Consider the following 25,878-nt stretch of genomic DNA (forward strand, 5'->3'; position numbering starts at 1 on the left):
CCGAGGGAGGGTTCGGGGAGTTGGAGCGCAGGAGTCTCGGTGCGGCGGCGCTCGCCGTGGGTGCGGTCGGGCTCGGCTGCATGCCGATGAGCTGGGCGTACAGCACGTCGCAGCAGCGTGGTGACCGTGCGTTGCGAACGGTGCACGCGGCGCTCGATGCGGGCGTCCAGCTGCTCGACACGGCCGACATGTACGGCCCTTTCACCAACGAACTCCTGATCGGGAGGGCTCTGAAGGGGCGCCGGGCCGACGCCTTCGTCTCCACCAAGTGCGGGCTCCTGGTGGGCGATCAGCACATCGTGGCCAACGGCCGTCCCGGCTATGTGCGCCGGGCCTGCGACGCATCGCTGCGACGGCTGCAGACCGATGTGATCGACCTGTACCAGCTGCACCGTGCCGATCCCGAGGTGCCGGTGGAGGAGACCTGGGGCGCGATGGCGGAGCTGGTCACCGCGGGAAAGGTACGGGCGCTGGGACTGTGCGCGGTCGGGGCACGGGCGACGCGCCGGCCGGGGGCACGGATGCATGACGGAACGATCCGCCAGCTGGAGCGGGTGCAGCAGGTCTTTCCGGTGAGCGCGGTCCAGGCGGAGCTCTCGGTGTGGTCTCCGGAGGCCCTCGACACGCTGCTGCCGTGGTGCGAGGCGCGCGGCGTGGGGCTGCTGGCCGCGATGCCGCTGGGGAACGGCTATCTGACGGGCACGCTGACTCCGGGCCAGGGTTTCGAGCCGGACGACCTGCGGGCCAGGCACCCGCGGTTCACGGCCGAGATGATGGCGGCGAACCAGCCGGTGGTGGTGGGGCTGCGGCGGATCGCCGAGCGGCACGGGGCGACTCCGGCGCAGGTGGCGCTGGCGTGGGTACTGCGCCAGGGCCCGCATGTGGTGCCGGTGCCGGGCACGAAGCGGGAGCAGTGGGCGGTGGAGAACGCGGGGGCGGCCGGGCTGGAGCTGACCGCGCAGGACCTGGCGGAGATCGCTCGGCTGCCGCGGGCGCGCGGGTCGTGGGACTGAGCCCGGAAATTCCGCCGGCATGCGGAACCCGGGGCGGGGCTGCGGTGTAAGAACAGTAGTCATGCAGCCGTCGAAGGGATCGGTGCTGTGCGCGTTTCTGTATGCGGATCCGTGAGAACCCGGGGGGAACGCCCGCGCGGGGCGTCCGTTGCACGCCGCGCGATGGTGACCGCAGCCGCGGTGGGCTCACTGCTGGTGTCGGGGTGCTCGTCGAGCGACGGTTCAGGGCGCACGGGAGGTGACGCCGCAAGCACGACACACGCGCGGCCCTCCTCCCCCGCCGCGTCCTCCGCTCTGCCGCCCCCGTCCTCGCTGCCGCCCGCGAAGGGCTCGGTGAGGGTGGTGTCGACCCTGACCGAGGGGCTCGCCTCGCCCTGGGGTCTGGCGGAGCTGCCCGGCGGCGATCTGCTGGTGTCCTCACGCGACGAGAGAACGATCACACGGATCGACGGAAGGACCGGAAGCAAGACACTGCTGGGCACGGTGCCCGGGGTGTCGCCCGCCGGGGAGGGCGGATTGCTGGGCATCGCGATCTCGCCGGCATTCGCCTCGGACCATCTGGTGTACGCGTACTTCACGACGGACACCGACAACCGCATCGCCCGCATGCGGTACGACGAGCACGGCGGCACCGGCCGGCAGCTCGGGACGCCGCACACGATCCTGCGGGGCATCCCGAAGGGCGGCATCCACAACGGCGGCCGGATCGCCTTCGGCCCGGACGGCATGCTGTATGCGGGGACGGGCGAGACGGGGTCCACCGGGCTCGCGCAGGACAAGAAGTCCCTGGCGGGCAAGATCCTTCGGATGACTCCGGACGGCAGGCCCGCGCCGGGCAACCCGGAGCCCGGCTCCGTGATGTATTCGTACGGGCACCGGAATGTGCAGGGGCTGGCCTGGGACAGCCGTGATCAGCTGTGGGCGTCCGAATTCGGGCAGGACACCTGGGACGAGCTGAATCAGATCGTGCCCGGTGGGAATTACGGCTGGCCGAAGTACGAGGGGAAGGCCGGCAAGCAGGGTTTTGTCGCCCCCGTGGCACAGTGGAGGACATCGGAGGCGTCCCCGAGCGGGATCGCCTTCGCCGCGGGCTCGATCTGGATGGCGGGCCTGCGGGGTGAGCGGCTCTGGCGGGTCCCGCTGTCCGAGATCCCGGACAAGGAACCTCTGGCGGCCCCGCAGTCGTTCCTCAAAGGACAGTACGGCCGTCTGCGCACAGTGCTCGCGGCGGGCGGCAACAGACTGTGGCTGGTTACGAGCAACACGGACACCCGTGGCACACCGGAACCGGGAGACGACAGAATCCTGGTGCTGGAGGTGCGATAGCGGCGACAGCAGGTGAAAGGGTGCGAGCCGGTGTTCAACTTCTTCGAGGAACTCTTCGCCCCGGGCCGCAAGCACGCCGCGGAGGAGCAGAAACGGCTGGAGCTGACTCGGGTGGACCTGGGCGTGGGCGATCCCGGCCGTGGCCCGATAGACCTGGCCTCGGGCAAGGTGACGGTCCGCCTTCCGGAGGAACCGGAGCCTGACGCCGAAGACGGGGACGAGGACGCCGACGGGCCCTCGGGCCCGGCCGGCGGGTGAGGACCGGTCGGCCACCGACCGTGACCGCCCCGTCACCCTCAGCCGCACCCCGCTGGTGCTGTGACCGGAAAGGTTTGCCGGGAAGCTCGCGGCGTCCGGTGCGGTGCATCGCAAGGCGGAGCATCGCCCGCGTACTGGATGTACTCGGGTGATGCGACAACGCGGCGAGGTGCCGTGCCGGGCGGCGCGAGCCGGTGAACCTTTCCGGTCACAGCACTATGCGGAGCGGTACAGGCGGAGGCGGTGGGCGAGAGCTGCGGCCTCGCCGCGGCTGGAGACGCCGAGCTTGGCCAGGATGTTGGAGACGTGCACGCTCGCGGTCTTGGGTGAGATGTAGAGCTCCTCGGCGATCCTCCGGTTGGTGTGCCCGGCGGCGACAAGCCGGTGCACATCCTGCTCGCGCCGTGTCAGCCCGAACGACTCCACCGCCGCGGCCGCTGCTTCCCGGCGCTGGTCGTCGGCGCGCTCCCGCTCCGCGGCCCCGTCCATGGCGGTGCCCTCGGCCGCGACGGTGACCGCGGTGGGGATCTCGTCGGCGGGCGGGGTGAGCGTGATCCGGGCGCGGCCGGCCATCAGCTCGATGGTCTCCGCCAGCGGACGCGCACCGAGCCGCTCGGCAGTGCTGTGAGCAGAGCGCAGGAGGCCGGTGGCCTCGGCACGGTCGCCGGAGGCGATGAGGAGGGCCTCGGCCCAGCGGTGGTGGACCTGGGCCAGTTCATAGGGGCGGTGCAGAGGAGCGAACGCGGCGGCCGCGCGGGCCCAGTGGTCGGGCGTGTCGGTGCCCTCGGCGCGGGCCAGCTCGGCGCTGATCAGCAGGCCGTACGCGGCCCAGACCGGAACCACCATCGGCAGGTGCTTCATGTGCTTGCGTATCAGGGCGAGGACCGCGGGCCGGCTGGGGTCCGTGGCGGGCAGGCCCCGGGCGTCCGCCTCGGCCGCGGCGGCGACATGGAGCAGCGGCAGTGCGTACCGCTGGGTGCCGGTCGGGAAGCCCTCTTCCGCCAGGGCTTCGAAGGTCGCCCGTGCCTCGGGGAGCCGGCCCTGCTGCACAGCAAGGGTCATGGCCTGGCGGGCAAGGGCGATGAAGTGCTGCGGCTGCGGGTCGCGGGAGCCGAAGTGGCGTCTGCTCAAGGCCAGTTGCCCCTCGGCCTCGGCGATGTCGCCGCGGACGAGCGCCAGTTCGGCGTGGCGCAGGGCGACGAGACCCTCCGCCTTGCGGGACTGGGCGACGCGGGCCGCCACCTCGATGGTGGCCCGGCTCTCGTCCCAGCGACCGAGGGAGAAGTACGACGTCGCCTGGTTGGAGCGGACCCAGGCCTCCGAGTCGGAGAGGCCGTGACGGTGACAGACCTCGATTCCGTGGTCCGCTGCGGCCACGGCCTCCACGGAGCGGCCCATCGCTTCGAGCGTGGAGGGGAGGTTGATGCTGGCGCGGTCCATGATGCCGACCAGGTGCAGTTCGTCGGCGCGGTCGCGGACGGCGTACATCTCGGCGATGCCCTCGTCGACGGCGCCCGCATCGGCAGTGAGCCAGCCACGGGTGAGCCGGGCGTGCAGCTCGATGTACTCGTCGCCGACGAGCTGGGCGTACTCCACGGCCCGGTCGGCGGCGGCGAGCGTCTCTGCGCCGGGACGGTGCAGGGCGCCCCAGCCGGCCACGCTCATCAGGACGTCGGCGTGCACGGCGGACGGCGGCAGACCGCGGACCAGGTCCTGGGCGGTGGCCAGTTCCTGCCATCCGTCGCCGCGGGTGAGGCCCTGCACCAGGTGGGAGCGCTGGACCCAGAACCACGCGGTGCGCAGGGGATCCGCTTCGCCGTCCAGGAGCCGTACGGCCTTCTTGGAGATGGCCAGGGCCCGTTCGCGGTCGCCACCGAAGCGGGCGGCGACGGTGGCTTCGGCCATCAGATCGAGGTAGCGCAGCGGGGTGGCGTCCGGGTCGCAGCCGCAGGCCGGGTAGACCTCGGCGTAGTCGATGGGGCGCAGGGTGCGGCGTATGTCGTCGGGGACGTCGTCCCACAGCTCCATGGCCCGTTCCAGCAGCCGCAGTTGCTCGGAGAAGGCGTAGCGGCGGCGCGCCTCGACGGAGGCCTTGAGCACGGCGGGAAGGGCCTTGGCCGCATCGTGCGCGCCGTACCAGTAGCTGGCGAGGCGGGTGGCGCGTTCGCCGGCGCGGACGAGGGTGGGTTCGGCTTCCAGCGCCTCGGCGTAGCGGCGGTTGAGGCGGGAGCGTTCACCGGGCAGCAGGTCGTCGCTGACGGCCTCGCGGACCAGCGAGTGGCGGAAGCGGTAGCCATTGCCCTCCGGGGTGGCGAGCAGCAGGTTGGCGCCGACGGCTCCGCGCAGCGCCTCGATCAGGTCGTCCTCGGCAAGCCCGGAGACCGCGGCCAGCAGTCCGTACTCGACGGTGGAGCCGCCCTCGGCAATGATCCGGGCGATCCTCTGTGCGTCCTCGGAGAGTGTTTCGACGCGGACGAGGAGGAGGTCGCGCAGCGAGTCGGAGAGGCCTGCGCTGTCGCAGGACTCCAGGCTGCAGGCGAGCTCTTCGACGAAGAAGGCGTTGCCGTCGGACCGTTCGAATATCTCGTCGACGAGGGCGGGTTCGGGGGTGGCCGCGAGGATGCCGGTGAGCTGGCGGCCGACCTCGGCGCGGTTGAAGCGGGCGAGTTCGATCCGGCGGACGGTGCGGAGCCGGTCCAGTTCGGCAAGGAGGGGGCGCAGGGGGTGGCGGCGGTGGATGTCGTCGGCCCGGTAGGTGCCGACCACGACGAGCCGGCCGCTGCGCAGGGTGCGGAAGAGATAGGCGAGGAGGTGCCGGGTGGAGGCGTCGGCCCAGTGCAGGTCCTCCAGGACGAGGACGACGGGACGGTCCGCGGAGATGCGTTCGAGCAGTCGTGCGGTGAGTTCGAAGAGCCGGGCGGTGCCGTGCTCGTCGGTGGCGTCACGGTCGGCTTCGCCGAGTTCGGGCAGCAGCCGGGCCAGTTCGCCCTCCTGCCCGGCGCATGCCGCGGCCATCTCGTCGGGCAGGGTGTGGCGCAGGGCGCGCAGGGCCGTGGAGAACGGGGCGTACGGCAGCCCGTCGGCACCGATCTCGACGCAACCGCCGACCGCGACGACGGCGTCACGCCGGACGGCCGCCGTCAGGAATTCCTCGACCAGCCGCGTCTTGCCGACGCCCGCCTCGCCACCGATGAGCAGCGCCTGCGGCTCCCCGCCAAAGGCCCCGGTACGGCCGGGTGGTCCTGCGGTGGCGCGGGCGAGCGCATCGGTGAGCGAGGTGAGTTCGGCGGCGCGACCGACGAACACGGGACTGACGGACCTGGTCTCCACGCCGCCGAGCATCGCACATGGGTCCGACGCCGTGGCGGCTGGAGGGGAACCGGCTGTCATCGCCTGCGCTCAGGCGGCGTGGACGAACCGGTCCCGGATCGTACTCACCACTCCTTCGTCCTCGTTGCGTCCGGAGCGGCGCTCGACGCGGCGGGCCCGGCGGGCCTGCCGGACGACACGCGCCTGCTCGGCCCTGCGGAGGAGTTCGGCTTCGTGGGCCTTGTGGAGCTCGTACGCGAACATGTGCTTCTCCCTGATGACGACGGCCCGTTGAGGGCCTGGCGGACGGGCAGTCGGTGTGCGGTCCGGGAATCCGTCCCGCTCGTTTCTGCCGTGCCTCCACTGTCGTCCCCCAGGGGGTGCCGCCACATCGGGCGAGTTCCGCATCTCCGCGCGGTGGGGGGCCTTAGGCGCATGCGGTGGGTACCGCATACGGACCGAGGCCCCCCACGCGAATGCCTTAGGGCATCGCCGGCCGGTGCGTACCGGTCACAGCACTAGCCGGCGGCGGCGCTCGCGGCCGGCAGGGCGACGATGAGGTCGAAGTACATGCCGACCGAGATCAGCACGCCGAGGACACCCAGTGCGATACCGGCGCTCGCGAAGGCGCGGACCCAGCCGGGCTGCGGGTCCCCCGGGGCGCCGAAGGCCGGGCGGACCAGCGCGAAGACGCCGACGAGCAGGGCCAGCAGGGCGAAGAGGCCGTTGACGAGGGCGGTGGAGTGCCAGGCGTCGCCGTAGATCTCGGAGATCTGCTGGGCCACCGAGCCGCCGGAGGCGGTCTTCATCTGGCCGAGCAGGGTCTCGCGTTCGGCGACGACCCGGCCGGTCCAGGCGCCGGTCAGTCCGACGACGCCGAGGCCGGCGGCGACGACGGCCGCCGAGGCGGCGCCGAGTCCGGACGGCGTCCGGTGGGAGTCGCCGTCCTCCAGGTCGTGGTCCGGATCGTCGTCGAGGCCGTCGTCGAGGCCGGAGTCCGCATCGGCGCCGGGGCCACTGCCCTCGCGCACCGCGCGCTCGCCCCCGGCTTCGATCGCCGCCTCGTCGAGGCCGTCCGCCGGCTGCTCCCCGTGGTCGCCTTCGGCGGTGGGAGCTTGGGGGGTCTGGGAAGTCGTGGGGTTCATGGCCGCAGGCTAGGCCGCCCGGATGAGAACCCTCTTAACGCCCGCCCCCGAGCCCGCCTCAGCCCCGCTGGGCGCGCCATTCGGGGGCCAGCACGGACCAGATCTCCGAGTCGTGCCGCACACCGCGGTACAGATAGTTCTGACGCAGCACCCCGTCGCGCGTCATGCCCAGGCGCTTGGCCACGGCGACACTGCGCGTGTTGGCCGCGGACGCGTGCCACTCCACCCGGTGCATGCCGCGCTCCTCGATCGCCCAGTCGATCAGCTTGCGCGCCGCCCGGGTCACCAGGCCGCGTCCCTCCCCCGCGGGCTCCAGCCAGCAGCCGATCTCGCAGTTCCCGGACCCGGTGTCGAAGATCCGGAAGAGGACGCCGCCGACCAGGGTGCCGTCCAGCCATATGCCGTACAGCCGGCCGGTGTCCGCCGCCTGCTTCTCGGCGTACCGCTGCAGCAGGGCGCGCGCCGATTCGAGGTCGGTGGCGAAGCCGGCGAAGGGGATCCATGGGTCGACGAGGTCGCGTGCCCGGTCCATGTGGGCGAGGAACTCCTCCGCCTGCCAGATCTCCAGCGGGCGCAGCTCCGCACCGTCGTCACCCAGGGGTACCGCGAACATCATGCTCCTTCGACGTGGTCCGGTGAGGCCGAGGAGATCGCACACGATCTCACTGGACGCGCAGCACGACCGGTTCGTCGTCCTTGCCCGCATGCGCCCCGGAAATCCTTGCATGCGGCGCCCGGCACTCGGGCGCTTCGATGCTGATGCGCGGCAGCCGCCGGTCCAGCCGGCGCGGCAGCCACCAGTTCGCATCGCCCAGCATGTGCATCAGGGCGGGGACCAGCAGGGTGCGCAGGACGAAGGCGTCGAGCGCGACTGCAGCCGCGAGCGCGATGCCGAACATCGCGATGACCCGGTCCCCGCTGAGCACGAAGGCGAGGAAGACCGAAATCATGATCACCGCGGCGGAGTTGATCACTCGGCTCGTCTCGGCGAGGCCGACCCGGACCGCCCGCCGGTTGTCGCCGGTCTCCAGCCACTCCTCGTACATCCGGCCGACCAGGAACACCTGGTAGTCCATGGAGAGCCCGAAGAGCACGGACACCATGATCACCGGAAGGAAGGGCTCGATGGGTCCGGCACTGCCGAGTCCGAGCAGCTCGCTCCCCCACCCCCACTGGAAGATCGCGACAACGACTCCGAACGAGGAGGCGACGGCGGCCACATTCATCGCGGCGGCCTTCAGCGGAATGCCGATCGACCGGAAGGCCAGCAGCAGAAGCAGGCAGCCGAGCCCTATGACGACCCCGACGAAGAGCGGGAGTTTGCCGACGATGACCTGCGCGAAGTCGTCGTAGCCGGCGGTCACGCCACCCACATGGGCCTGGAGCGAGGTGTTCGCCTCGGCCTGGGGCAGGACGTCCGTGCGCAGCCGGTCGACGAGGGCGCTGGTCTGCCGGGACTGCGGCGACGACGTCGGGACGACGGTGACGAACGCCGTGTCGCCGCTGTTGCTGTACACGACGGGGCCGGCCGATGCCACGCCTTCCGTGGCCCGCAGTGTGGCGGGCAGTGCGTCCATCGCCAGCCGGTCGTCGGCGCCGTCGAGCTGCGCGGCGATCGTGAGCGGACCGTTGATGCCGGGCCCGAAGCCGTCGGCCAGCAGGTCGTACGCCTGCCGGGTGGTGGACGACGAGGGATCGTTGCCCTGGTCGGAAGTGCCCAGATGCAGCGAGAGCGTGGGCAGTGCGAGGACCAGCATCACCACGGCGGCGGCGGCGCCGAGCAGCTTGGGGTGGCGTTCGACGAAGGCCGACCAGCGCGCCGCGAAGCCGGTGGGGAGCTCGGGCTGCGGTCCGTGCTCGGCCAGCTGTCTGCGTTCACGCCGGCTCAGCGCCCGCATCCCGATGAACGACAGCAGAGCAGGCAGCAGGGTCAGCGAGGCGGCGACGGTCAGCACGACGGTGAGGGAGGCGGCGATCGCGACGCCGTTGAGGAAGCCGAGCCGCAGGATCAGCATGCCGAGCAGGGCGATGCAGACGGTGGCCCCGGCGAAGACGACGGCACGCCCGGTCGTCACGACGGCGTTCCGTGCCGCCTCGCCGACCGTCAGACCGCGCCGCAGTCCTCGGCGGTGCCGGGTGACGATGAACAGCGCGTAGTCGATGCCGACGCCGAGGCCGATCAACATGCCCAGCATGGGGGCGAAGTCGGCGACGGTCATCAGGTGCCCGAGCAGGACGATGCCCGCGTAGGCCGTACCGACCGAGACGAGGGCGGTGGCGATGGGCAGCACGCTGGCGGCGAGCGACCCGAAGGCCAGGAAGAGGACGACCGCGGCGACGACCACCCCGATGGCCTCGCTGAGGTGTGCGGACGGCGCTTCGGTGAGGGCGGCGACGGAGCCGCCCAGTTCCACCTGGAGTCCGTCACCGGCGGCCGCCTTCGCGGTGTCCGCGACGGCCCGGGCCTGCCGGGCCGGGATGTCGTCGGCCTGGTGGTCGAAGGTGACCGTGGCGTAGGCGGTGTGTCCGTCCGCGCTGATCTGCCCGGCACCGGAGGCCCCGTAGGGCCCGGTCACGTCTCCGACACCCGGCAGTTCCTCGATCGCGTGCAGGGTCCGGGTCATCGTCTGTACGACGTCGGTGGCCCGGACGGTGGAACCGGTGGTGTGCCAGACGATGGTGTCGGTATCACCGCCGAGATCCGTGAAACCGCCCTTGAGCAGCTGGGTGGCCCTGCCCGACTCCGTACCGGGCACCTCGTAGTCGTTGGAGTACGCGGAACCCGCCAAGCCCGCCGCGGTGGCCGCGCCGCCGAGGGTGAACAGCCAGATGAGGACGGCGAGGAGACGGTGCGTGACGCACCAGCGGGCGATGGCAGCCAACGGATCTGCTCCCTGGTGGTTCGTCTTCTTCAGGAGATCTGATGAACAGCCCGCGAAGAACGCTTGACCTGAGAACCGTCACTCTGGCAGCCACCAGTGATCATTTGCCCGTTTCGTGGCGATGCTCACAGTGTCTGATTATTCCATTACATGCCCGATATCCGGCTTACCTCACACGCTCGGCGAGCGCCCCCATGCCGGGCGGGTCCGGCTGTCGGACCCGCCCGCACGGTTCGCGGCCCGGCGGCGGAGTGCGCCGCCGGTCAGCCGGAGACGCTCGCCCGGCCGTTCTCGATATGCCCCATCAGCCGGCGGCGGAACGCGTCGTCGCCGTCGACCGTGACGGCCAGGTCGTACCAGCCGTGCGCGTCGGCCGCCGCGTGGACGACCGTACGGCTCCGCCCCGGCTTCACCTTGATCGTCCGGGTCCGGCCCCGCAGGTCCGCCTCGTCGACGTAACCCAGCGGCCGGACGGTGAAGGTGAGCGTCCGCCGCCCTGTGTTGCGCAGAGTCAGATGCAGATCGCGCTCGTGACCGTCGACCCACGTCGCGACCTCGGGTCCGCTCCCGGCGACGCCCGCGAACTCGCGCCGGAAACCGTTCGGCCCGGTCACGGTGAACCGGTAGGACTCACCGGTGAGGGGCACGGTCCAGTGCGCCGCGCCCCTCACATCCCGGTGCTGCGGTACGGGGAACTCGCCCGCGTACGGGTAGAGGGCGAAGTGCGCCGAGGAACGCCCCGTGTTGCTGACGGCGACCTGCACCGCCCCGTTCAGGACCCTCGCCCGGGCGTCCGGCTGGTAGGGCAGCGGCCGGGCGGGCCGGACGCCGGGCTCCTGCACGGGCATCTGCTGCACGGCCGGCGGCTTCGGCGACCAGCGTCCGGTGAACGGCGGAATGACGCCCGGCTGCTCCGTCTCGGGCCGGCGCCGTCCGCGGGTGAAATCGAAGGCCGATGTCAGATCGCCGGTGACGGTGCGCCGCCAGTCGCTGATGTTCGGTTCCTGCACGCCCGTCCAGCGCTCCAGGAAGCGGATCACGGAGGTGTGGTCGAAGACCTCGGAGCAGACGTAGCCGCCCACGCTCCACGGCGACACGACGAGCAGCGGCACGCGCACGCCGAGGCCGGTGGGCTTGGACTCCCACTGCTCGTCGGTCACCTCGGGCGGCGCGACCGGCGGCGGGACGTGGTCGAAGAAGCCGTCGTTCTCGTCGTAGTTGACGAGGACGACGGTGTGCTGCCACACGTCGGGGTGTTTACCGAGCGCGTCCAGGACCTTGTAGACGATCGTGGCGCTGTGGATCGGGGAGGAGACGCTCGGGTGCTCCGAGTCGACCGCCGACGGCACCAGGTAGGAGACCTCGGGCAGCGTGCCCGCTGCGACGTCCTGGGCGAAGGCCTCGGCCAGCGTGCCGGTCTCGACCCGGCGCAGCGCCCGCTCGAAGAGGCTGCGCTCCGCCGTGGTGAGTGTGGCGACCCCGTCCTCCAGCAGACCGAGCAGACGCGCGCGCTCCGCCGCGTCGTCCGTGTCGCGGACGGCCGCGTAGAAGGACTCCATGTACGTGTGCTCGCCGGTCTTCGCCAGCGCCTTGCGCGCGACCGCCTTGAAGGTGGCGAAGAACTCGATCTGGTTGTCGGTGAAGTTCTCCCACTCGGTGTACGTCTTCCAGCTGCGCCCTGCCTCCTCCAGCCGTTCCGCATACGTGCTCCAGCCGTACCCCGGATGGGTGCCCTCGCTGTACGCGTCGTTGCCGACCGCCCGCTTGCCGTTCGCCTCGAAGCCCGTCTTTCCGCTCCACAGGTGGTTGCGGTTGGGGCTGGTGGAGCTGTGGATGGACGAGTGGTAGGCGTCGCAGATCGTGAAGGTGTCGGCCAGTTCGTAGTGCAGCGGGATGTCGCGGCGGTCGTAGTACGCCATGGTGGCGGCCGTCTTCGCCGTCACCCAGCCGTTCATCCACCCGCCGGCCCACGCCTTGCCGCCGCCGCTCCAGGAATGGTCGAGGGCGCCGATGTACTGAAGGTCCTTCTGCTGCGCCGCGGCGGCGTCCCGGACCGGGAACGGCAGCACGGTGGCGCCCGACGCTCCCGGCTGCTCGAAGACCGGCTTCCCGGAGGGCAGCTCGATCGCGTTGCGGTCGCCGAAGCCGCGCACACCGCGCAGGGTGCCGAAGTAGTGATCGAATGAACGGTTCTCCTGCATCAGGATCACCACGTGCCTGATGTCCTGGAGCCCGCCGGACCCTGCCGGGCGCGTCGGCTGCGCGGCTATCGCGGCCTGCAGAGACGGCGGCAGCAGCGACCCGGCCGCCGCGGCGCCGAGCGCTCCGCCGCCGAGCGCGAAGAGGCGCCGGCGTGAGATGTCCGTGGTCAAGTTGAGCCTCCCGAGTCCTGTCCTGCAGTCGGGAAGCTATGCGGGGCAGGTGGCTGCAGGAAGACCGCTGCACGGCCCGGCGGTGAACGTCCAACAGGTCGGCGCGGAAGTCCAATCCGCCTGTGGTGGCGGCACGCAACGCGAAGGGGCGGTGCACCCGTCGACCGGGTGCACCGCCCCTTCACACGCGCCTGCGGCCGAAGCCGCGAGGGGATCAGCCCTCGACGCCGAGCTTCTCCAGGATCAGCTCGCGCACCCGGGCGGCGTCCGCCTGGCCGCGCGTGGCCTTCATGACCGCGCCGACGAGCGCGCCCGCCGCCGCGATCTTGCCACCGCGGATCTTGTCGGCGACGGCCGCGTTGGCAGCGATCGCCTCGTCCACGGCCGCGCCCAGCGCGCCCTCGTCCGAGACGACCTTCAGGCCGCGCTTCTCGACGACGGTGTCCGGGTCGCCCTCGCCCGCGAGGACGCCCTCGATGACCTGGCGCGCCAGCTTGTCGTTGAGGTCGCCCGAGGCGACGAGCTCGGTCACCCGGGCGACCTGCGCCGGGGTGATCGCCAGCTCCTCCAGGGCGACACCGGTCTCGTTGGACTGCCGGGCCAGCTCGCCCATCCACCACTTGCGGGCCTGGTCGGACGGGGCACCCGCCGCGGTCGTGGCGACGATCAGGTCGACCGCGCCCGCGTTGAGGATCGACTGCATGTCGAACTCGGAAACACCCCACTCCTCGCGCAGCCGGTTGCGGCGCACGCGCGGCAGTTCGGGAAGCCCCTTGCGCAGCTCCTCGACCCACTCCAGGGCCGGGGCGACGGGCACCAGGTCCGGCTCCGGGAAGTAGCGGTAGTCCTCGGCGTTGTCCTTGATGCGGCCGGCCGTGGTGGAGCCGTCCTCCTCGTGGAAGTGCCGGGTCTCCTGCACGACCTTGGCGCCGGAGTTCAGCACCGCGGCGTGGCGCTGGATCTCGTAGCGGGCGGCACGCTCGACGGAACGCAGCGAGTTCACGTTCTTCGTCTCGGAGCGCGTACCGAACGTCTCGGTGCCGTTCGGACGCAGCGAGAGGTTCACGTCGCAGCGCATCTGGCCCTGCTCCATGCGCGCCTCGGAGACGCCCAGCGCCTTGATGAGCTCGCGCAGCTCGGCGACGTACGCCTTGGCGACCTCGGGGGCACGCGCGCCCGCTCCCTCGATCGGCTTGGTGACGATCTCGATGAGCGGGATGCCCGCGCGGTTGTAGTCGAGCAGGGAGTGGGACGCGCCGTGGATACGGCCGGTCGCGCCGCCGACGTGCAGCGACTTGCCGGTGTCCTCCTCCATGTGGGCGCGCTCGATCTGCACCCGGAAGATCTCCCCGTCCTCCAGCTGGACGTCCAGATAGCCGTTGTAGGCGATCGGCTCGTCGTACTGCGAGGTCTGGAAGTTCTTCGGCATGTCCGGATAGAAGTAGTTCTTCCGGGCGAAGCGGCACCACTCGGCGATCTCGCAGTTCAGTGCGAGACCGATCTTGATGGCGGACTCCACGCCGATCGCGTTGACGACCGGGAGCGAGCCGGGCATGCCGAGGCAGGTCGGGCACGTCTGCGCGTTCGGCTCCGCACCCAGCTCGGTCGAGCAGCCGCAGAACATCTTGGTCTTGGTGCCGAGCTCGACATGGACCTCAAGGCCCATGACGGGGTCGTACGTCGCGAGGGCGTCCTCGTACGGCACCAGGTCAGTGACAGTCACGGTGAAACTTTCCCTCTCAACCCAGCAGTACGTCGTCGTCGCCCAGGCGCTTCAGCTCGCGGTAGAGCAGAGCGATGCCGGTGGCGATGGCGGCAGCGGAGACGACGGCATCGACCAGCCGGAGCGTGTCGTGTTCCTGGCGTGCCGTCTTGGCCCGCTTGTACACGCCGATCGCGCCGAAGGCGGTGGTGCCGATGGACAGGTACGTACCGGTCTTGGACTTCTTGAAGCCCTTGGCCTTGGTCAGTGCGCTCATAGCGACGGAGCCTCCTCCAGCAGCGGGTGCCCCCACTTTTCCACGAAGGCGGCCTCGACGGCGGCTCCGACCTTGTACAGCCGGTCGTCCTTCATGGCCGGGGCGATGATCTGCAGACCGACCGGGAGACCGTCCTCCGGTGCCAGACCGCAGGGCAGCGACATCGCGGAGTTGCCGGCCAGGTTGGTCGGGATGGTGCAGAGGTCGGCCAGGTACATCGCCATCGGGTCGTCGGCGCGCTCGCCGATCGGGAAAGCGGTGGTCGGCGTCGTCGGGGAGACGATCACGTCGACCTGCTCGAAGGCCTTCTCGAAGTCCCGGGTGATGAGGGTGCGGACCTTCTGCGCCGAGCCGTAGTACGCGTCGTAGTAGCCGGAGCTGAGTGCGTACGTACCGAGGATGATGCGGCGCTTGACCTCGTCGCCGAAGCCGGCCTCACGGGTGAGGGCGGTGACCTCCTCGGCGGACTTCGTGCCGTCGTCGCCGACCCGCAGGCCGTACCGCATGGCGTCGAAGCGGGCCAGGTTGGAGGAGCACTCGGACGGCGCGATCAGGTAGTACGCCGACAGGCCCAGGTCGAAGGACGGGCAGTCCAGCTCGACGATCGTGGCACCGAGCGACTTCAGCAGCTCGACCGACTCGTTGAAGCGCTGGACGACACCGGCCTGGTAGCCCTCGCCGGAGAACTGCTTGACGACGCCGACGCGCATGCCGTCGACGCTGCCGTTGCGGGCCGCCTCGACGACCGGCGGGACCGGTGCGTCGATGGACGTCGAGTCCAGCGGGTCGTGTCCGGCGATCGCCTCGTGGAGCAGCGCCGCGTCCAGGACCGTACGGGCGCAGGGGCCGCCCTGGTCGAGGGAGGACGAGAAGGCGACCATGCCGTAGCGGGAGACCGCACCGTAGGTGGGCTTGACGCCGACGGTGCCGGTGACGGCGGCGGGCTGGCGGATGGAACCGCCGGTGTCCGTGCCGATGGCGAGCGGGGCCTCGTACGACGCGAGGGCCGCCGAGGAGCCGCCGCCGGAGCCGCCCGGGATGCGGGTGAGGTCCCACGGGTTGCCGGTCGGGCCGAAGGCGCTGTTCTCGGTGGAGGACCCCATGGCGAACTCGTCCATGTTGGTCTTGCCGAGGATGACGACGTCGGCGGCCTTCAGCCTCTTGGTCAGGGTCGCGTCGTACGGCGGAACCCAGCCCTCGAGGATCTTCGAGCCGACGGTGGTGGGCATGTCCTGCGTGGTGAAGATGTCCTTCAGCGCGAGCGGGACGCCGGCCAGCGGGCCGAGCTTCTCGCCCGCGGCCTTCTTCGCGTCGACGGCGCGGGCCTGCGCGAGCGCGCCCTCACGGTCGATGTGCAGGAAGGCGTGGACCTTCTCGTCGACCGCGTCGATCCGGGCCAGGTGCGCCTCGGTGACCTCGACGGCCGTCAGCTCGCCGGAAGCGATCTTCGCGGCGATCTCGGCGGCGGTGAGCTTGATGATGGAGCTGTTGTCCGTCATGGCTGTTAGTCCTCCCCCAGGATCTGCGGCACCTTGAAACGCTGCTGCTCCTGGGCCGGGGCGCCGGAGAGCGCCTGCTCGGGGGTGAGCGACGGACGGACCTCGTCCGCGCGCATGACATTGGTCAGCGGCAGCGGGTGGGAGGTCGGCGGTACGTCTTGGTCGGCGACCTCGGAGACGCGGGCGACCGCGCCGATGATGTCGTCGAGCTGACCGGCGAAGTGATCGAGCTCTTCGCCCTTCAGCTCCAGACGCGCCAGCCGTGCGAGGTGGGCGACCTCCTCGCGCGTGATGCCAGGCATGCAGCGATCCTCAGGGGTGAGTGTTGTGGTTTTGGCCCCAATCCTATGGGGTCCGCCACGGACGGGTCCGCCACCCACGGCGCAGTCGCCTCCGTCCGGCCTCCGCCGGGGCGCGATCGGGGTCCGATCGGGGCCGGTCCGTTCGATTGCGCCGCCGGGATCCGGCCGCCGCGCCCGCTCAGGTCGTCGCCGGACGCGACCGCACCGCCCGGCCCGGCTTCCGCTGCTCCAGTTCGGCCACGCCTGTCTTCACTCCCGCCGCCGCGGCGGCAGCCGCCGCGGCAGCCGCCAGCTCCGACGGCCGCCGCCAGCCGTGCTCGCCGCGGGCCCGCAGCCACGCCGTGGTCTCCTGCGGCGGCATCGCGGCCGCGACCAGCCATCCCTGCACCGCATCGCAGCGCAGGTCCCGCAGCCGCTCCCACGTCTCGTCGTCCTCGACACCCTCGGCGACGACCAGCAGACCGAGCGAGTGGGCCAGGTCGATGGTGCAGCGGACGATCTCCGCGTCCTCGTTGTCGACGGCCAGCCGGGCCACGAACGACCGGTCGATCTTCAGTTCGCTGACCGGCAGGCGGCGCAGATGGACGAGCGAGGAGTACCCCGTACCGAAGTCGTCGAGGGACATCTTCACGCCGTGCCCGGTCAGACCGGCCAGCGTGTCGGCGGCGCGCTGCGGGTCCTCCAGCAGGACGTGCTCCGTTATCTCCAGCTGGAGGGAGCCGGCCGGGACACCGTGCCGGGCGAGCTGGGCCGCGACGCCGCCGGCGAAGCCGGGGGTGTGGACGTCACGCGGGGAGACGTTGACCGCGACCGGGACGAACAGCCCCTGTGCCCGCCACCTGGCGACCTGGGCCAGTGCCGTCTCCAGCACGTACTCGGTGAGGTGCGGCATCAGGCCCGACGATTCGGCGATGGCGATGAACTCGTCCGGAGGGACCCGGCCACGCTCCGGATGCACCCAACGCACCAGCGCCTCGAGCCCGGCCACCTGGCCGTCGAAGCGGACCTTCGGCTGGTAGTGGAGCTCCACCTCGCCGGCGTCCAGCGCGCGCCGCAGATCCCCGAGGAGCCCGAGCCGGTCCGGGGTGTTGCTGTCCCGCTTCGACTCGTACACCTCGACGCCGGTACGGTCCCGCTTGGCCTGGTACATCGCCACATCCGCCCGTCTGAGCAGCCCTTCCGCGTCCAGCGCGTGGTCGGGGTAGACGGCGACCCCGGCGCTGGCCTCCAGCACCAGCGTGAGGCCGTCGAGGTCCAGCGGCGAGGAGAGCTCGGCGACCAGATGGCGGGCGACGCGCTGGGCACTGGTGGTGGAGTCCGCGGTCGGGAGCAGTACGGCGAACTCGTCGCCGCCGAGCCGCGCCGCCTCCGCCCCGCGCGGCAGGGCCAGCCGGAGCCGCTCCGCTATCTGCAGCAGCAGCCGGTCCCCCGCCAGATGACCGAGGGTGTCGTTGACCGCCCGGAACCGGTCGAGGTCTATCAGGACGAGTGCGGATCTGGCGCCGATGTGCTCGGCGTCCTCCAGCGCCGTCCAGGTGCGCTCCAGCAGCCACTGCCGGTTCGGCAGTCCGGTCAGCGGGTCCCGCAGCTGCTCCTCGGCTCTGGCCCGAGCGATCCAGAGGGTGGAGTCCAGGGCGATCAGCGGGACGGCGAACAGCGGCAGCAGTACGGGGGTGGTCGTCGCGACCGTACATATCAGAGGGGCGATCCCGAGCAGCGCGACCGCGACGAGCCCCTGGCGCAGAACGGCCGTGCGGGCGATGGTCGACAGCCCGCTGCCCTGGGGGGCCTGGGCATACCACAGGAGGATCCGGGTGACGACGAGATACGTGGAGGCGGCGAGCACGACCTCCGGGACGGCCTCGATGCCCCATTCCAGGGGCCGCCAGGGCGACTCCACCGTCTGCGCCTCACCGAACGCGGCGAGGACCAGGGCCGCCGCGCCCACCCCCAGGATGTCCACCGCGCCATGCAGCAGCCCCTGCCACCAGCGGTGTCTGCGGGCCACACCGACGAGCACCACGACGACCAGGCTGACCAGGCCTGCGGCCACCCAGCCGTAGAGCAGCAGGACGGCGAGGGTGAGCGCGGCGCCGGATCCGGTCCCGCCCCACCAGCGGTCGCGCCCGAGCGCGACGAGATGACCGACGATGATTCCGGTGAGGACGGCGAGCGACCAGCCGACCGCGCCGCCCGGGAAGAGTGCGTGACTGCCGCTCAGGGTCCGGTAGAAGCCCGTCGCGAGCTGAGTGGTGGCGACCAGTACAACGGCGGCGCCCACTTTGGGCGTGGGGCCGAGGAAACCTTGCAGCCGCGACACCGGCGCGGCGCTCTCGGTCGGTTTCATTCCGTCCCTCTCACAGCCGGCGGTGCCGATGTCACCTGTTCGTCCCGCTCCCATGCCACCACGACCCCACGGCCGTCGCGCAGCCGGGATCACCGTCGCGCAGCCGTACACGGCAGGCGCACGTCTCAACAGTAGGCCGCCGAACCCCCCTACGGGCAGCGCTCTACAGCTCTTGCCCGAATGCGAACCGGCCCCCGCCCCGCATCCGGTGGCCGCCGCACAGCCGAACGGGGGCTCCAGGCAGCTGCCTTCCCCCGTCCCGGCCGGCCGCGGCCCGTTACTCCTCGGCCGCCCCGGCGACCGGCACGGCCGCCTCGCGTGCCGCATCAGGCCCCTGTTCGAGCAGGACGGCGAAGCCGGCACCGTCGAGAACCGGAACCTTCAGCTGCATCGCTTTGTCGTACTTCGAGCCCGGGTTTTCGCCGACCACCACGAAGGAGGTCTTCTTCGAGACGGACCCCGTGACCTTCGCTCCCCGGCTCTGCAGAGCCTCTTTCGCGCCATCCCTGGTGTGGTCGGCCAGGGTGCCCGTCACGACGACGGTGAGGCCTTCGAGCGCGCGCGGCCCCTCGTCCTCGTCCGCCCCCTCGTCCGCCATCCGGACCCCGGCCTCCCGCCATTTGCGCAGGATCTCCCGGTGCCAGTCCTCCGCGAACCACCGGGTGACGGATGCGGCGATGATCGGTCCGACACCGTCGGCGGCGGCCAGCTCCTCCTCGGTGGCCGCCTCGATGCGTTCCATCGAACGGAACTGACGGGCCAGCTCCTCGGCCGCGACCGGGCCCACATGACGGATCGACAGCCCGGTGAGGATGCGGGCCAGCGGGGCCTGTTTGGCGGCCTCGATGGCTTCCAGCATCGCCACGGCGTTCTTCTTCGGCTCGCCCTGCTGGTTGGCGAAGACCATGGCGGTCTTCTCCTCACCGGTCCTCGGATCGTGCTTGGGCAGACCGCTGTCCATGTCCAGGACATAGGCCCGGATCGGCAGCAGCTGTTCGATGGTCAGCCCGAAGAGGTCGCTCTCGTCGCGCAGCGGCGGCTCGGCGGGCTCCAGCGGCTTGGTCAGGGCGGCCGCGGCGACATAGCCGAAGTGGTCGATGTCCAGGCATTTGCGCCCCGCGAGATAGGCGACGCGCTCGCGCAACTGCGCCGGACAGAAACGCGCGTTGGGGCACCGGACGTCGATGTCGGCCTCCTTCATGGGCCGCAGCTCCGTGCCGCACTCGGGGCAGTGGGTCGGCATCACGAACGCCCGCTCGGTGCCGTCCCGCAGATCGACGACCGGGCCGAGGATCTCCGGGATCACGTCGCCCGCCTTGCGGATGACCACCGTGTCCCCGATGAGGACGCCCTTCGCCTTCACCACGTTCTGGTTGTGCAGGGTGGCGAACTCGACCTCGGAGCCCGCCACCTCGACGGGTTCGACCTGGGCGTACGGAGTGACCCGGCCGGTGCGTCCGACACCGACCCGGATGTTCACCAGCTTGGTGTTCACCTCCTCCGGCGGGTACTTCCAGGCGATCGCCCAGCGCGGGGCGCGGGAGGTGGAGCCGAGCCGGCCCTGGAGCGCGATCTCGTCGAGTTTGACGACGACGCCGTCGATCTCGTGCTCCACGGAGTGCCGGTTCTCGCCGAAGTACGCGATGAACTCCCGTACGTCGTCGAGGGAGTCGACGACCTTGTTGTACTTCGCGGTGGGCAGGCCCCATTCGTGCAGCAGCTCGTAAGCGTGCGAGAGGCGGTCGATCTCGAAGCCCTCACGGGCGCCGATGCCGTGCACCACCATGTGCAGCGGGCGGCCCGCGGTGACCTTCGGGTCCTTCTGGCGCAGTGAACCGGCGGCGGCGTTGCGCGGGTTGGCGAACGGCTTGTCGTCGGCCTCCACCAGCCGGGCGTTGAGCTCCTCGAAGGCCTCCATCGGGAAGAAGACCTCGCCGCGGATCTCGACCAGCGCGGGGATCCGGTCGCCCTTCAGCCGGTGCGGGATCTCGGCGATCGTGCGGACGTTGGGGGTGATGTCCTCGCCGGTGCGGCCGTCACCGCGGGTCGCGGCCCGGGTCAGCAGCCCCTGCTCGTAGGTGAGGTTGACCGCGAGGCCGTCCACCTTGAGCTCGCACAGGAAGTGGTGGCCGGAGGTGCCGATGTCCCTGGCGACGCGCTCGGCCCAGACCGCCAGCCCCTCGCCGTCGAAGGCATTGTCCAGGGAGAGCATCCGCTCGCGGTGCTCGACCGAGGTGAACTCCGTGCGGTACGGCCCCGCGACCTTCTGGGTCGGCGACTCCGGCGTGCGCAGCGGCGGATACCGGTCCTCCAACTCCTGCAGTGTGCGCATCAGCCGGTCGAACTCGGCGTCGCTGACGACCGGCTGGTCGTTCACGTAGTACCGGAAGCGGTGCTCCTCGATCTGCTCCGCGAGGAGCGCATGCTGCACCTGTGCCTCCGCGGGCACCTCCGAATGCTGTCCGCCGGCCATCGTCTCGTCCTCCCGTTACCCGATACCCGTCACTCAGGGTTGTCTGCGAGCGATCTCGCGGCCCGGGCGCAGTGGGCGAGCGCGGCGCGCGCATACGCGGGCGACGCACCCGCGAGCCCGCACGACGGGGTGATGACCAAGGACTCGGCAAGAGTCCCCGGATTCAGCCCCAGCCTGCGCCACAGCGTCCTGACACCCATGACGCTACCGCCCGGGTCCGACAATGCACCCGAGGCCGGGTCGGTGCCGGGCACCACCCCGAGCAGGAGCTGGGTGCCGCCCTCGACCGCTTCCCCGATCGCCTCCTCCTCACGCTCGGTGAGGAGGGAGAAGTCGAACGAGATGCCGTCGGCCCCGGCGCGCCGGAGCAGCGCGAACGGGACGTCGGGCGCGCAGGTGTGGACCACCGTGGCACCGTCCCCGTTGACCGCCAGGACATCGCGGAGGGCGCCCTCCACCACCTGCCGGTCCACGGCGCGGTAGGTGCGGTAGCCGCTCGCCGTCCGGATCTGCCCGCGGAGCACGCCGGTCAGCGACGGCTCGTCCAGCTGGAGGATCACCCTCGCGCCGGGCACCCTGCGCCGTACGTCCGCCAGATGGGCCCGCAGCCCCTCCGCCAGCGAACCCGCCAGATCGCGGCAGGCGCCGGGGTCGCCGAGCGCGGCCTCACCGCCCCGCCGCTCCAGCGCGGCCGCCAGCGTCCAGGGACCCACCGCCTGGACCTTGAGCGGTCCCTCGTACCCCTGGGTGAACTCCTCCAGGGCGTCGAGGTCCTCGCCGAGCCAGGAGTGGGCCCGGCGGGTGTCGCGGCCCGGCCGGTCGCCGACCCGCCAGCCGCTGGGCTCGACATGGCCGTACAGGTCGACGAGCAGTCCGAGGGTCCGCCCGATCATGTCGGCGCCGGGCCCGCGTGCGGGCAGCTCCGGCAGATACGGCAGGCCCTCGCCGTCCCCGAAGGTCCCGGTGACGGTCTTCGCCGCCTCCCGCGCGTCTCCACCGGGCATGGACCCGATCCCGGTGGCACGGCACCCGCTGAACTTGCTTTTCTCGCTCACGCAGGAAGCCTACGGTCCGGGACGCCGGGCGCGTCGCCCGCCCGGGCGGCCCCCGCACGTCCTCGACAGGACGGCCCCGGGTGCGCCCCCGCGTCCGGTGGCTCAGCGCCCCGGCCGGACCGTCAGGTCGTTGACCTCGGCGTCGCGCGGCAGGTCGAGCGCCATCACGATCGTGGTCGCGACGGACTCGGGGTCGATGAACCGGGAGGCGTCGTACTCCTTGCCCTCCTGCCGGTGGACCTTGGCCTGCATCGGGCTGGCGGTACGGCCCGGGTAGACGGAGGTCACCCGGACACCGTTCCCGTGCTCCTCCTCGCGCAGCGAGTCGGCCAGCGCCTTCAGGCCGTGCTTGCTCGCGGCGTACGCGCTCCACTCGACGTGCGCGCTGAGCCCTGCGCCCGAGTTCACGAAGACGACATGGCCCTGGGCCACGCGCAGCTGCGGCAGGAAGAGCCGGGTGATCTCGGCGGGGGCGACCAGGTTCGTGTTGAGCTGGAAATGCCAGGCCTTGGGCGAGAGACCACCGACCGGGCCGAGCTCCACGACACCCGCGATGTGCAGCAGCGAGTCGATCCGGTCCGGCAGCGACTGCTGCGCGAACGCCCAGGCGAGCCGGTCCGGGTTGCCGAGGTCGCCGACGAGCGTGCGGGCACCGGGGTGGAGCTCGGTCAGCTCCTTGGCGCGGCCCGCGTCACGGGCGAGCAGGACTACTTCGTCGCCGCGCTCCCGCAGACGGCGGGCGACAGCTTCTCCGATGCCGGAGCCTGCACCGGTGATGAGATGAATGGACATGCGCCCATCGTCGCATCCGGCCGTGTGCCTACTGGATGCCGGACCGCTCCTCCAGGTAGGCCAGCGCGCCGACCCCGTCCTTCGCGAAGAACACCAGCTCGGTGAGGGGAAGGGGCAGGAAGCCCTCGTCCTCCATGCGCTGGAACTGCAGACGCAGCCCGTCGTAGAAACCCGCCGTGTTCAGCAGGACGACCGGCTTGTCGTGCTTGCCGTGCTTCTTCAGCTCCAGAATCTCGGTGGCCTCGTCGAGCGTCCCCATACCGCCCACCATGATCACGACGGCGTCGGCCTTCTCCAGGAGCAGCGCCTTGCGCTCGGCGAGATCGCGCGCGATCACCATCTCGTCGGCGTCGGTCCGGGCCTGGGCGGCCATGAAGTCCACCGACACCCCGACGAGCCGGCCGCCCGACTCCTGCACCCCGTCGGCGACGACCTTCATCAGCCCACTCTCCGAACCGCCCCAGACCAGGGTGTGCCCGCCGCGGCCGAGCAGCTCGGCGAACTCACGGGCGGGGCGGGTGTAGCGGTCGTCGAGGTCGGCGGCGGAGAGAAAGACACAGATGTTCATGCACCCACCGTAAGCACCGGCACCGGCACTCCCCGAAGCGGGGGAAGAAATCGGCGTGCGGGACGGCTGAAGCACATATGACTTCGACCACAGGACACGTCATCACCGTCGAGCCGGGCACCGAGCATGTGCGCGTGGTGCGCGACGGACAGCTGCTCGCCGAGAGCCGCCGCCCGCTCGTTCTGCGCGAGACGGGCTGTCCGGTCCGCTACTACCTGCCGCCCGAGGACGTCCGTACCGAACTGCTGACGGCGTCGGACACCCACACCCACTGCCCGTTCAAGGGAGATGCCTCCTACTGGTCGCTGCCGGACGCGGCCGACCTCGTCTGGGCCTATCCGGACCCGAAGCCCGAAGTGGCCGCGATCAAGAACCACTTCTGCTTCTACGACACCGAGACCGTCTCCGACTGACCGTCAATCACCGGTCCTGACCTGCACCGTTGAAGAATCTCAAAAATTTCTCGGCCGAAGCGATGAGTTCGGCGATGGGCCGCAGTCCACCCTCACATGGACAAGACTCTCTCCTGCGACGGCACTGCGATCGCCTACCGGCGCCAGGGGGACGGACCGCCGGTGATCCTGGTGGGCGGCGCGCTGAGTACGGCGGCGACCGAGGCGCCGCTGGCGGAGCTCCTGGCGTCGCGGTTCAGCGTCGTCACCTACGACCGGCGCGGCCGCGGCTCCAGCGGCGACACCGCGCGGTACACGGTCGCACGTGAGGTCGAGGATCTTGCCGCACTGATCGAGCGGACCGGCGGCCGGGTCTCGGTGTTCGGGATGTCGTCCGGCGGCGCGCTGGCCCTGGAGGCGCAGGCGGCCGGTCTGCCCATCGACCTGCTCGCGGTGTACGAGCCTCCGTTCACCCCGGACGCCCCGGCCCGGCGCGCCAAGGCGCGCTACGCGAACCGGCTGCACCGGCTGCTGTCCGCCGGTGACCGCGCGGGCGCCGTCGAGCTGTTCCTGTCACTGGCGGGGATCCCGGCCGATCTGGTCGCCCGCATGCGGCACGCCCCGCTGTGGCGCGGCCTCGAATCGCTGGCGCACACCCTCGCGTACGACGACGCGGTACTGGGCGACGGTACGGTCCCCGTCGAGCGTCTCCGGTCCGTCGACGCCCGCACGATGGTGATCACGGGCGGCTTCAGCCCCACCCCGATGCGCACCCTGACCCGCATCCTCGCGGACGCGATCCCGCGCGCCCGGCACCGCACCCTGACGGGTCAGACGCACGATCTGGCGCCGCAGGTGATCGCACCGGTGCTGGCGGACTTCTTCGCCAAGGATGTGTCCGTCGGCCAGGCGTCGTGAGCCGCCGGTCCGACGGCGCCCCGCGCCGCAGGTCCTAACCCTGGCCCTGATTCCGGCCGACCACGGCCCCGGCGGCGGTGCGCCGCACCGTCGTCGCGATCGTCGCCGAGCCGACCACCCGCGTCCCGTCGTACAGCACGACCGCCTGGCCGGGGGCCACACCCCGTACCGCCTCGGTGAACGTGACGTTCAGCGCGCCGTCCACGAGCTCGGCGGTCACCTCGGTCTCGCCGCCGTGGGCGCGGAGCTGGGCGGTGTACGTGCCGGGGCCCACCGGGGCCGTGCCGCACCAGCGGGGCTTGATGGCCGTCAGCGCGGTGACGTCGAGGGCCTCGGCCGGGCCCACCGTCACCGTGTTGTTCACCGGCGAGATGTCGAGGACGTAGCGCGGCTTGCCGTCGGCGGCGGGGTGGCCGATACGCAGGCCCTTGCGCTGCCCGATGGTGAAGCCGAACGCGCCGTCGTGGCTGCCGAGCTTCGTACCGGACTCGTCGAGGATGTCGCCCTCCGCCTTGCCGCCCAGCCGGCTCGCGAGGAAGCCCTGGGTGTCGCCGTCGGCGATGAAGCAGATGTCATGGCTGTCGGGCTTCTTGGCGACGGCCAGCCCGCGGGCCTGCGCCTCGGCGCGGATCTCGTCCTTGGTGGTGAGGGTGTCGCCGAGCGGGAACATCGCGTGGGCGAGCTGCTTCTCGTCCAGGACGCCGAGGACGTACGACTGGTCCTTCGCCATGTCCGATGCGCGGTGCAGCTCACGGCTGCCGTCGTCGTTCAGCACGACAGTCGCGTAGTGGCCGGTGCAGACGGCGTCGAAGCCGAGTGCGAGGGCCTTGTCGAGCAGGGCCGCGAACTTGATCTTCTCGTTGCAGCGCAGACACGGATTGGGGGTGCGGCCCGCCTCGTACTCCGCGATGAAGTCCTCCACGACGTCCTCGCGGAAGCGTTCGGCCAGGTCCCAGACGTAGAACGGGATGCCGATGACATCCGCGGCGCGGCGGGCGTCGCGGGAGTCCTCGATGGTGCAACAGCCGCGCGCTCCGGTACGGAACGACTGCGGGTTCGCGGAGAGGGCGAGGTGCACACCGGTCACGTCGTGGCCCGCCTCGACGGCGCGGGCCGCGGCGACGGCGGAGTCGACTCCGCCCGACATGGCGGCGAGCACACGGAGGGGGCGCTGGGAAGTCTGAGTCATAGCTCCACCAGGGTACGGGGCGCCGGGAACCGAACGCTCACGGATATGCGTTGTCGATC

Annotated in this window: 21 protein-coding genes; 5 read left to right on the plus strand and 16 right to left on the minus strand. The window is 71.2% G+C overall.

Translation table 11 applies throughout. The annotated features are described in order from the left end of the window. Positions 1 to 56: 56 nt before the first annotated feature. From OG878_RS13030 to OG878_RS13040, 3 genes are all read left to right on the plus strand, one after another. Positions 57 to 1,013 carry an aldo/keto reductase gene (locus tag OG878_RS13030; RefSeq protein WP_328891224.1) on the plus strand — a complete coding sequence of 319 codons (957 nt, stop codon included), beginning with the start codon at positions 57 to 59 and terminating at the stop codon, positions 1,011 to 1,013. A gap of 162 nt (positions 1,014 to 1,175) precedes the next feature. Further along, entirely contained in the window at positions 1,176 to 2,339 is a 1,164-nt protein-coding gene (locus OG878_RS13035) for a PQQ-dependent sugar dehydrogenase (RefSeq protein ID WP_328886944.1), read from the plus strand. A gap of 30 nt (positions 2,340 to 2,369) precedes the next feature. Next, the gene (locus tag OG878_RS13040) at positions 2,370 to 2,597 is read left to right on the plus strand and encodes a DUF6191 domain-containing protein (RefSeq protein WP_328886945.1); all 228 of its coding nucleotides are present in this window, start codon (positions 2,370 to 2,372) and stop codon (positions 2,595 to 2,597) included. A 216-nt stretch (positions 2,598 to 2,813) separates the two neighbouring features. On the opposite strand, the gene OG878_RS13045 is transcribed toward OG878_RS13040, so the two are convergent. The 15 genes from OG878_RS13045 to OG878_RS13115 form a co-directional block, all read right to left on the minus strand. Then, the gene (locus tag OG878_RS13045) at positions 2,814 to 5,939 is read right to left on the minus strand and encodes a helix-turn-helix transcriptional regulator (protein ID WP_328886946.1); all 3,126 of its coding nucleotides are present in this window, start codon (positions 5,937 to 5,939) and stop codon (positions 2,814 to 2,816) included. A 57-nt stretch (positions 5,940 to 5,996) separates the two neighbouring features. Continuing rightward, positions 5,997 to 6,170 carry a hypothetical protein gene (locus OG878_RS13050; RefSeq protein ID WP_277328492.1) on the minus strand — a complete coding sequence of 58 codons (174 nt, stop codon included), beginning with the start codon at positions 6,168 to 6,170 and terminating at the stop codon, positions 5,997 to 5,999. A gap of 254 nt (positions 6,171 to 6,424) precedes the next feature. Next, on the minus strand, positions 6,425 to 7,051 hold the full coding sequence (locus OG878_RS13055; protein WP_328886947.1) for a hypothetical protein: 627 nt from the start codon (positions 7,049 to 7,051) through the stop codon (positions 6,425 to 6,427). Positions 7,052 to 7,109: 58 nt separating this feature from the next. Then, positions 7,110 to 7,664 (minus strand): GNAT family N-acetyltransferase, encoded by a 555-nt coding sequence (locus tag OG878_RS13060; RefSeq protein WP_328886948.1) that lies wholly within the window; start codon positions 7,662 to 7,664, stop codon positions 7,110 to 7,112. A gap of 49 nt (positions 7,665 to 7,713) precedes the next feature. Next, positions 7,714 to 9,933, minus strand: a complete 2,220-nt coding sequence (locus tag OG878_RS13065) for an MMPL family transporter (RefSeq protein WP_328886949.1) — start codon at positions 9,931 to 9,933, stop codon at positions 7,714 to 7,716. A 263-nt stretch (positions 9,934 to 10,196) separates the two neighbouring features. Next, positions 10,197 to 12,305 carry a phosphocholine-specific phospholipase C gene (locus tag OG878_RS13070; RefSeq protein WP_328886950.1) on the minus strand — a complete coding sequence of 703 codons (2,109 nt, stop codon included), beginning with the start codon at positions 12,303 to 12,305 and terminating at the stop codon, positions 10,197 to 10,199. A gap of 214 nt (positions 12,306 to 12,519) precedes the next feature. After that, positions 12,520 to 14,028, minus strand: a complete 1,509-nt coding sequence (gatB, locus tag OG878_RS13075) for an Asp-tRNA(Asn)/Glu-tRNA(Gln) amidotransferase subunit GatB (protein ID WP_328886951.1) — start codon at positions 14,026 to 14,028, stop codon at positions 12,520 to 12,522. A 16-nt stretch (positions 14,029 to 14,044) separates the two neighbouring features. After that, positions 14,045 to 14,284: a hypothetical protein gene (locus OG878_RS13080; RefSeq protein WP_328886952.1), complete on the minus strand. Its 240-nt coding sequence runs from the start codon at positions 14,282 to 14,284 to the stop codon at positions 14,045 to 14,047. Then, complete coding sequence (gene gatA, locus OG878_RS13085; RefSeq protein WP_328886953.1) at positions 14,281 to 15,783, minus strand: Asp-tRNA(Asn)/Glu-tRNA(Gln) amidotransferase subunit GatA; 1,503 nt, start codon at positions 15,781 to 15,783, stop codon at positions 14,281 to 14,283. The genes OG878_RS13080 and gatA overlap by 4 nt, the downstream gene beginning before the upstream one ends. 5 nt (positions 15,784 to 15,788) lie before the next feature. Next, on the minus strand, positions 15,789 to 16,085 hold the full coding sequence (gene gatC / locus OG878_RS13090; RefSeq protein ID WP_015036350.1) for an Asp-tRNA(Asn)/Glu-tRNA(Gln) amidotransferase subunit GatC: 297 nt from the start codon (positions 16,083 to 16,085) through the stop codon (positions 15,789 to 15,791). 178 nt (positions 16,086 to 16,263) lie between these two features. Beyond that, a complete protein-coding gene (locus tag OG878_RS13095; RefSeq protein ID WP_443049101.1) occupies positions 16,264 to 18,486 on the minus strand; it encodes a putative bifunctional diguanylate cyclase/phosphodiesterase in 2,223 nt (740 codons plus the stop codon). Between the two features lie 223 nt (positions 18,487 to 18,709). Continuing rightward, on the minus strand, positions 18,710 to 20,905 hold the full coding sequence (ligA, locus tag OG878_RS13100) for an NAD-dependent DNA ligase LigA (RefSeq protein WP_328886955.1): 2,196 nt from the start codon (positions 20,903 to 20,905) through the stop codon (positions 18,710 to 18,712). A gap of 29 nt (positions 20,906 to 20,934) precedes the next feature. Beyond that, complete coding sequence (locus tag OG878_RS13105) at positions 20,935 to 21,960, minus strand: methionine synthase (RefSeq protein WP_328886956.1); 1,026 nt, start codon at positions 21,958 to 21,960, stop codon at positions 20,935 to 20,937. Positions 21,961 to 22,062: 102 nt separating this feature from the next. Continuing rightward, entirely contained in the window at positions 22,063 to 22,752 is a 690-nt protein-coding gene (locus OG878_RS13110) for an SDR family oxidoreductase (RefSeq protein WP_328886957.1), read from the minus strand. Positions 22,753 to 22,780: 28 nt separating this feature from the next. Next, positions 22,781 to 23,320, minus strand: a complete 540-nt coding sequence (locus OG878_RS13115; RefSeq protein WP_277328480.1) for a TIGR00730 family Rossman fold protein — start codon at positions 23,318 to 23,320, stop codon at positions 22,781 to 22,783. 77 nt (positions 23,321 to 23,397) lie between these two features. On the opposite strand from OG878_RS13115, the gene OG878_RS13120 reads away from it, so the two are divergent. After that, positions 23,398 to 23,733: a DUF427 domain-containing protein gene (locus tag OG878_RS13120; protein ID WP_328886958.1), complete on the plus strand. Its 336-nt coding sequence runs from the start codon at positions 23,398 to 23,400 to the stop codon at positions 23,731 to 23,733. 96 nt (positions 23,734 to 23,829) lie between these two features. Next, complete coding sequence (locus OG878_RS13125; RefSeq protein WP_328886959.1) at positions 23,830 to 24,630, plus strand: alpha/beta fold hydrolase; 801 nt, start codon at positions 23,830 to 23,832, stop codon at positions 24,628 to 24,630. Between the two features lie 34 nt (positions 24,631 to 24,664). Here OG878_RS13125 and mnmA read toward each other — a convergent pair whose 3' ends face one another. Beyond that, complete coding sequence (mnmA, locus tag OG878_RS13130; RefSeq protein ID WP_328886960.1) at positions 24,665 to 25,819, minus strand: tRNA 2-thiouridine(34) synthase MnmA; 1,155 nt, start codon at positions 25,817 to 25,819, stop codon at positions 24,665 to 24,667. Between the last annotated feature and the right edge of the window lie 59 nt (positions 25,820 to 25,878).

The organism is Streptomyces sp. NBC_00316, from assembly GCF_036158715.1.
GTDB lineage: Bacteria > Actinomycetota > Actinomycetes > Streptomycetales > Streptomycetaceae > Streptomyces.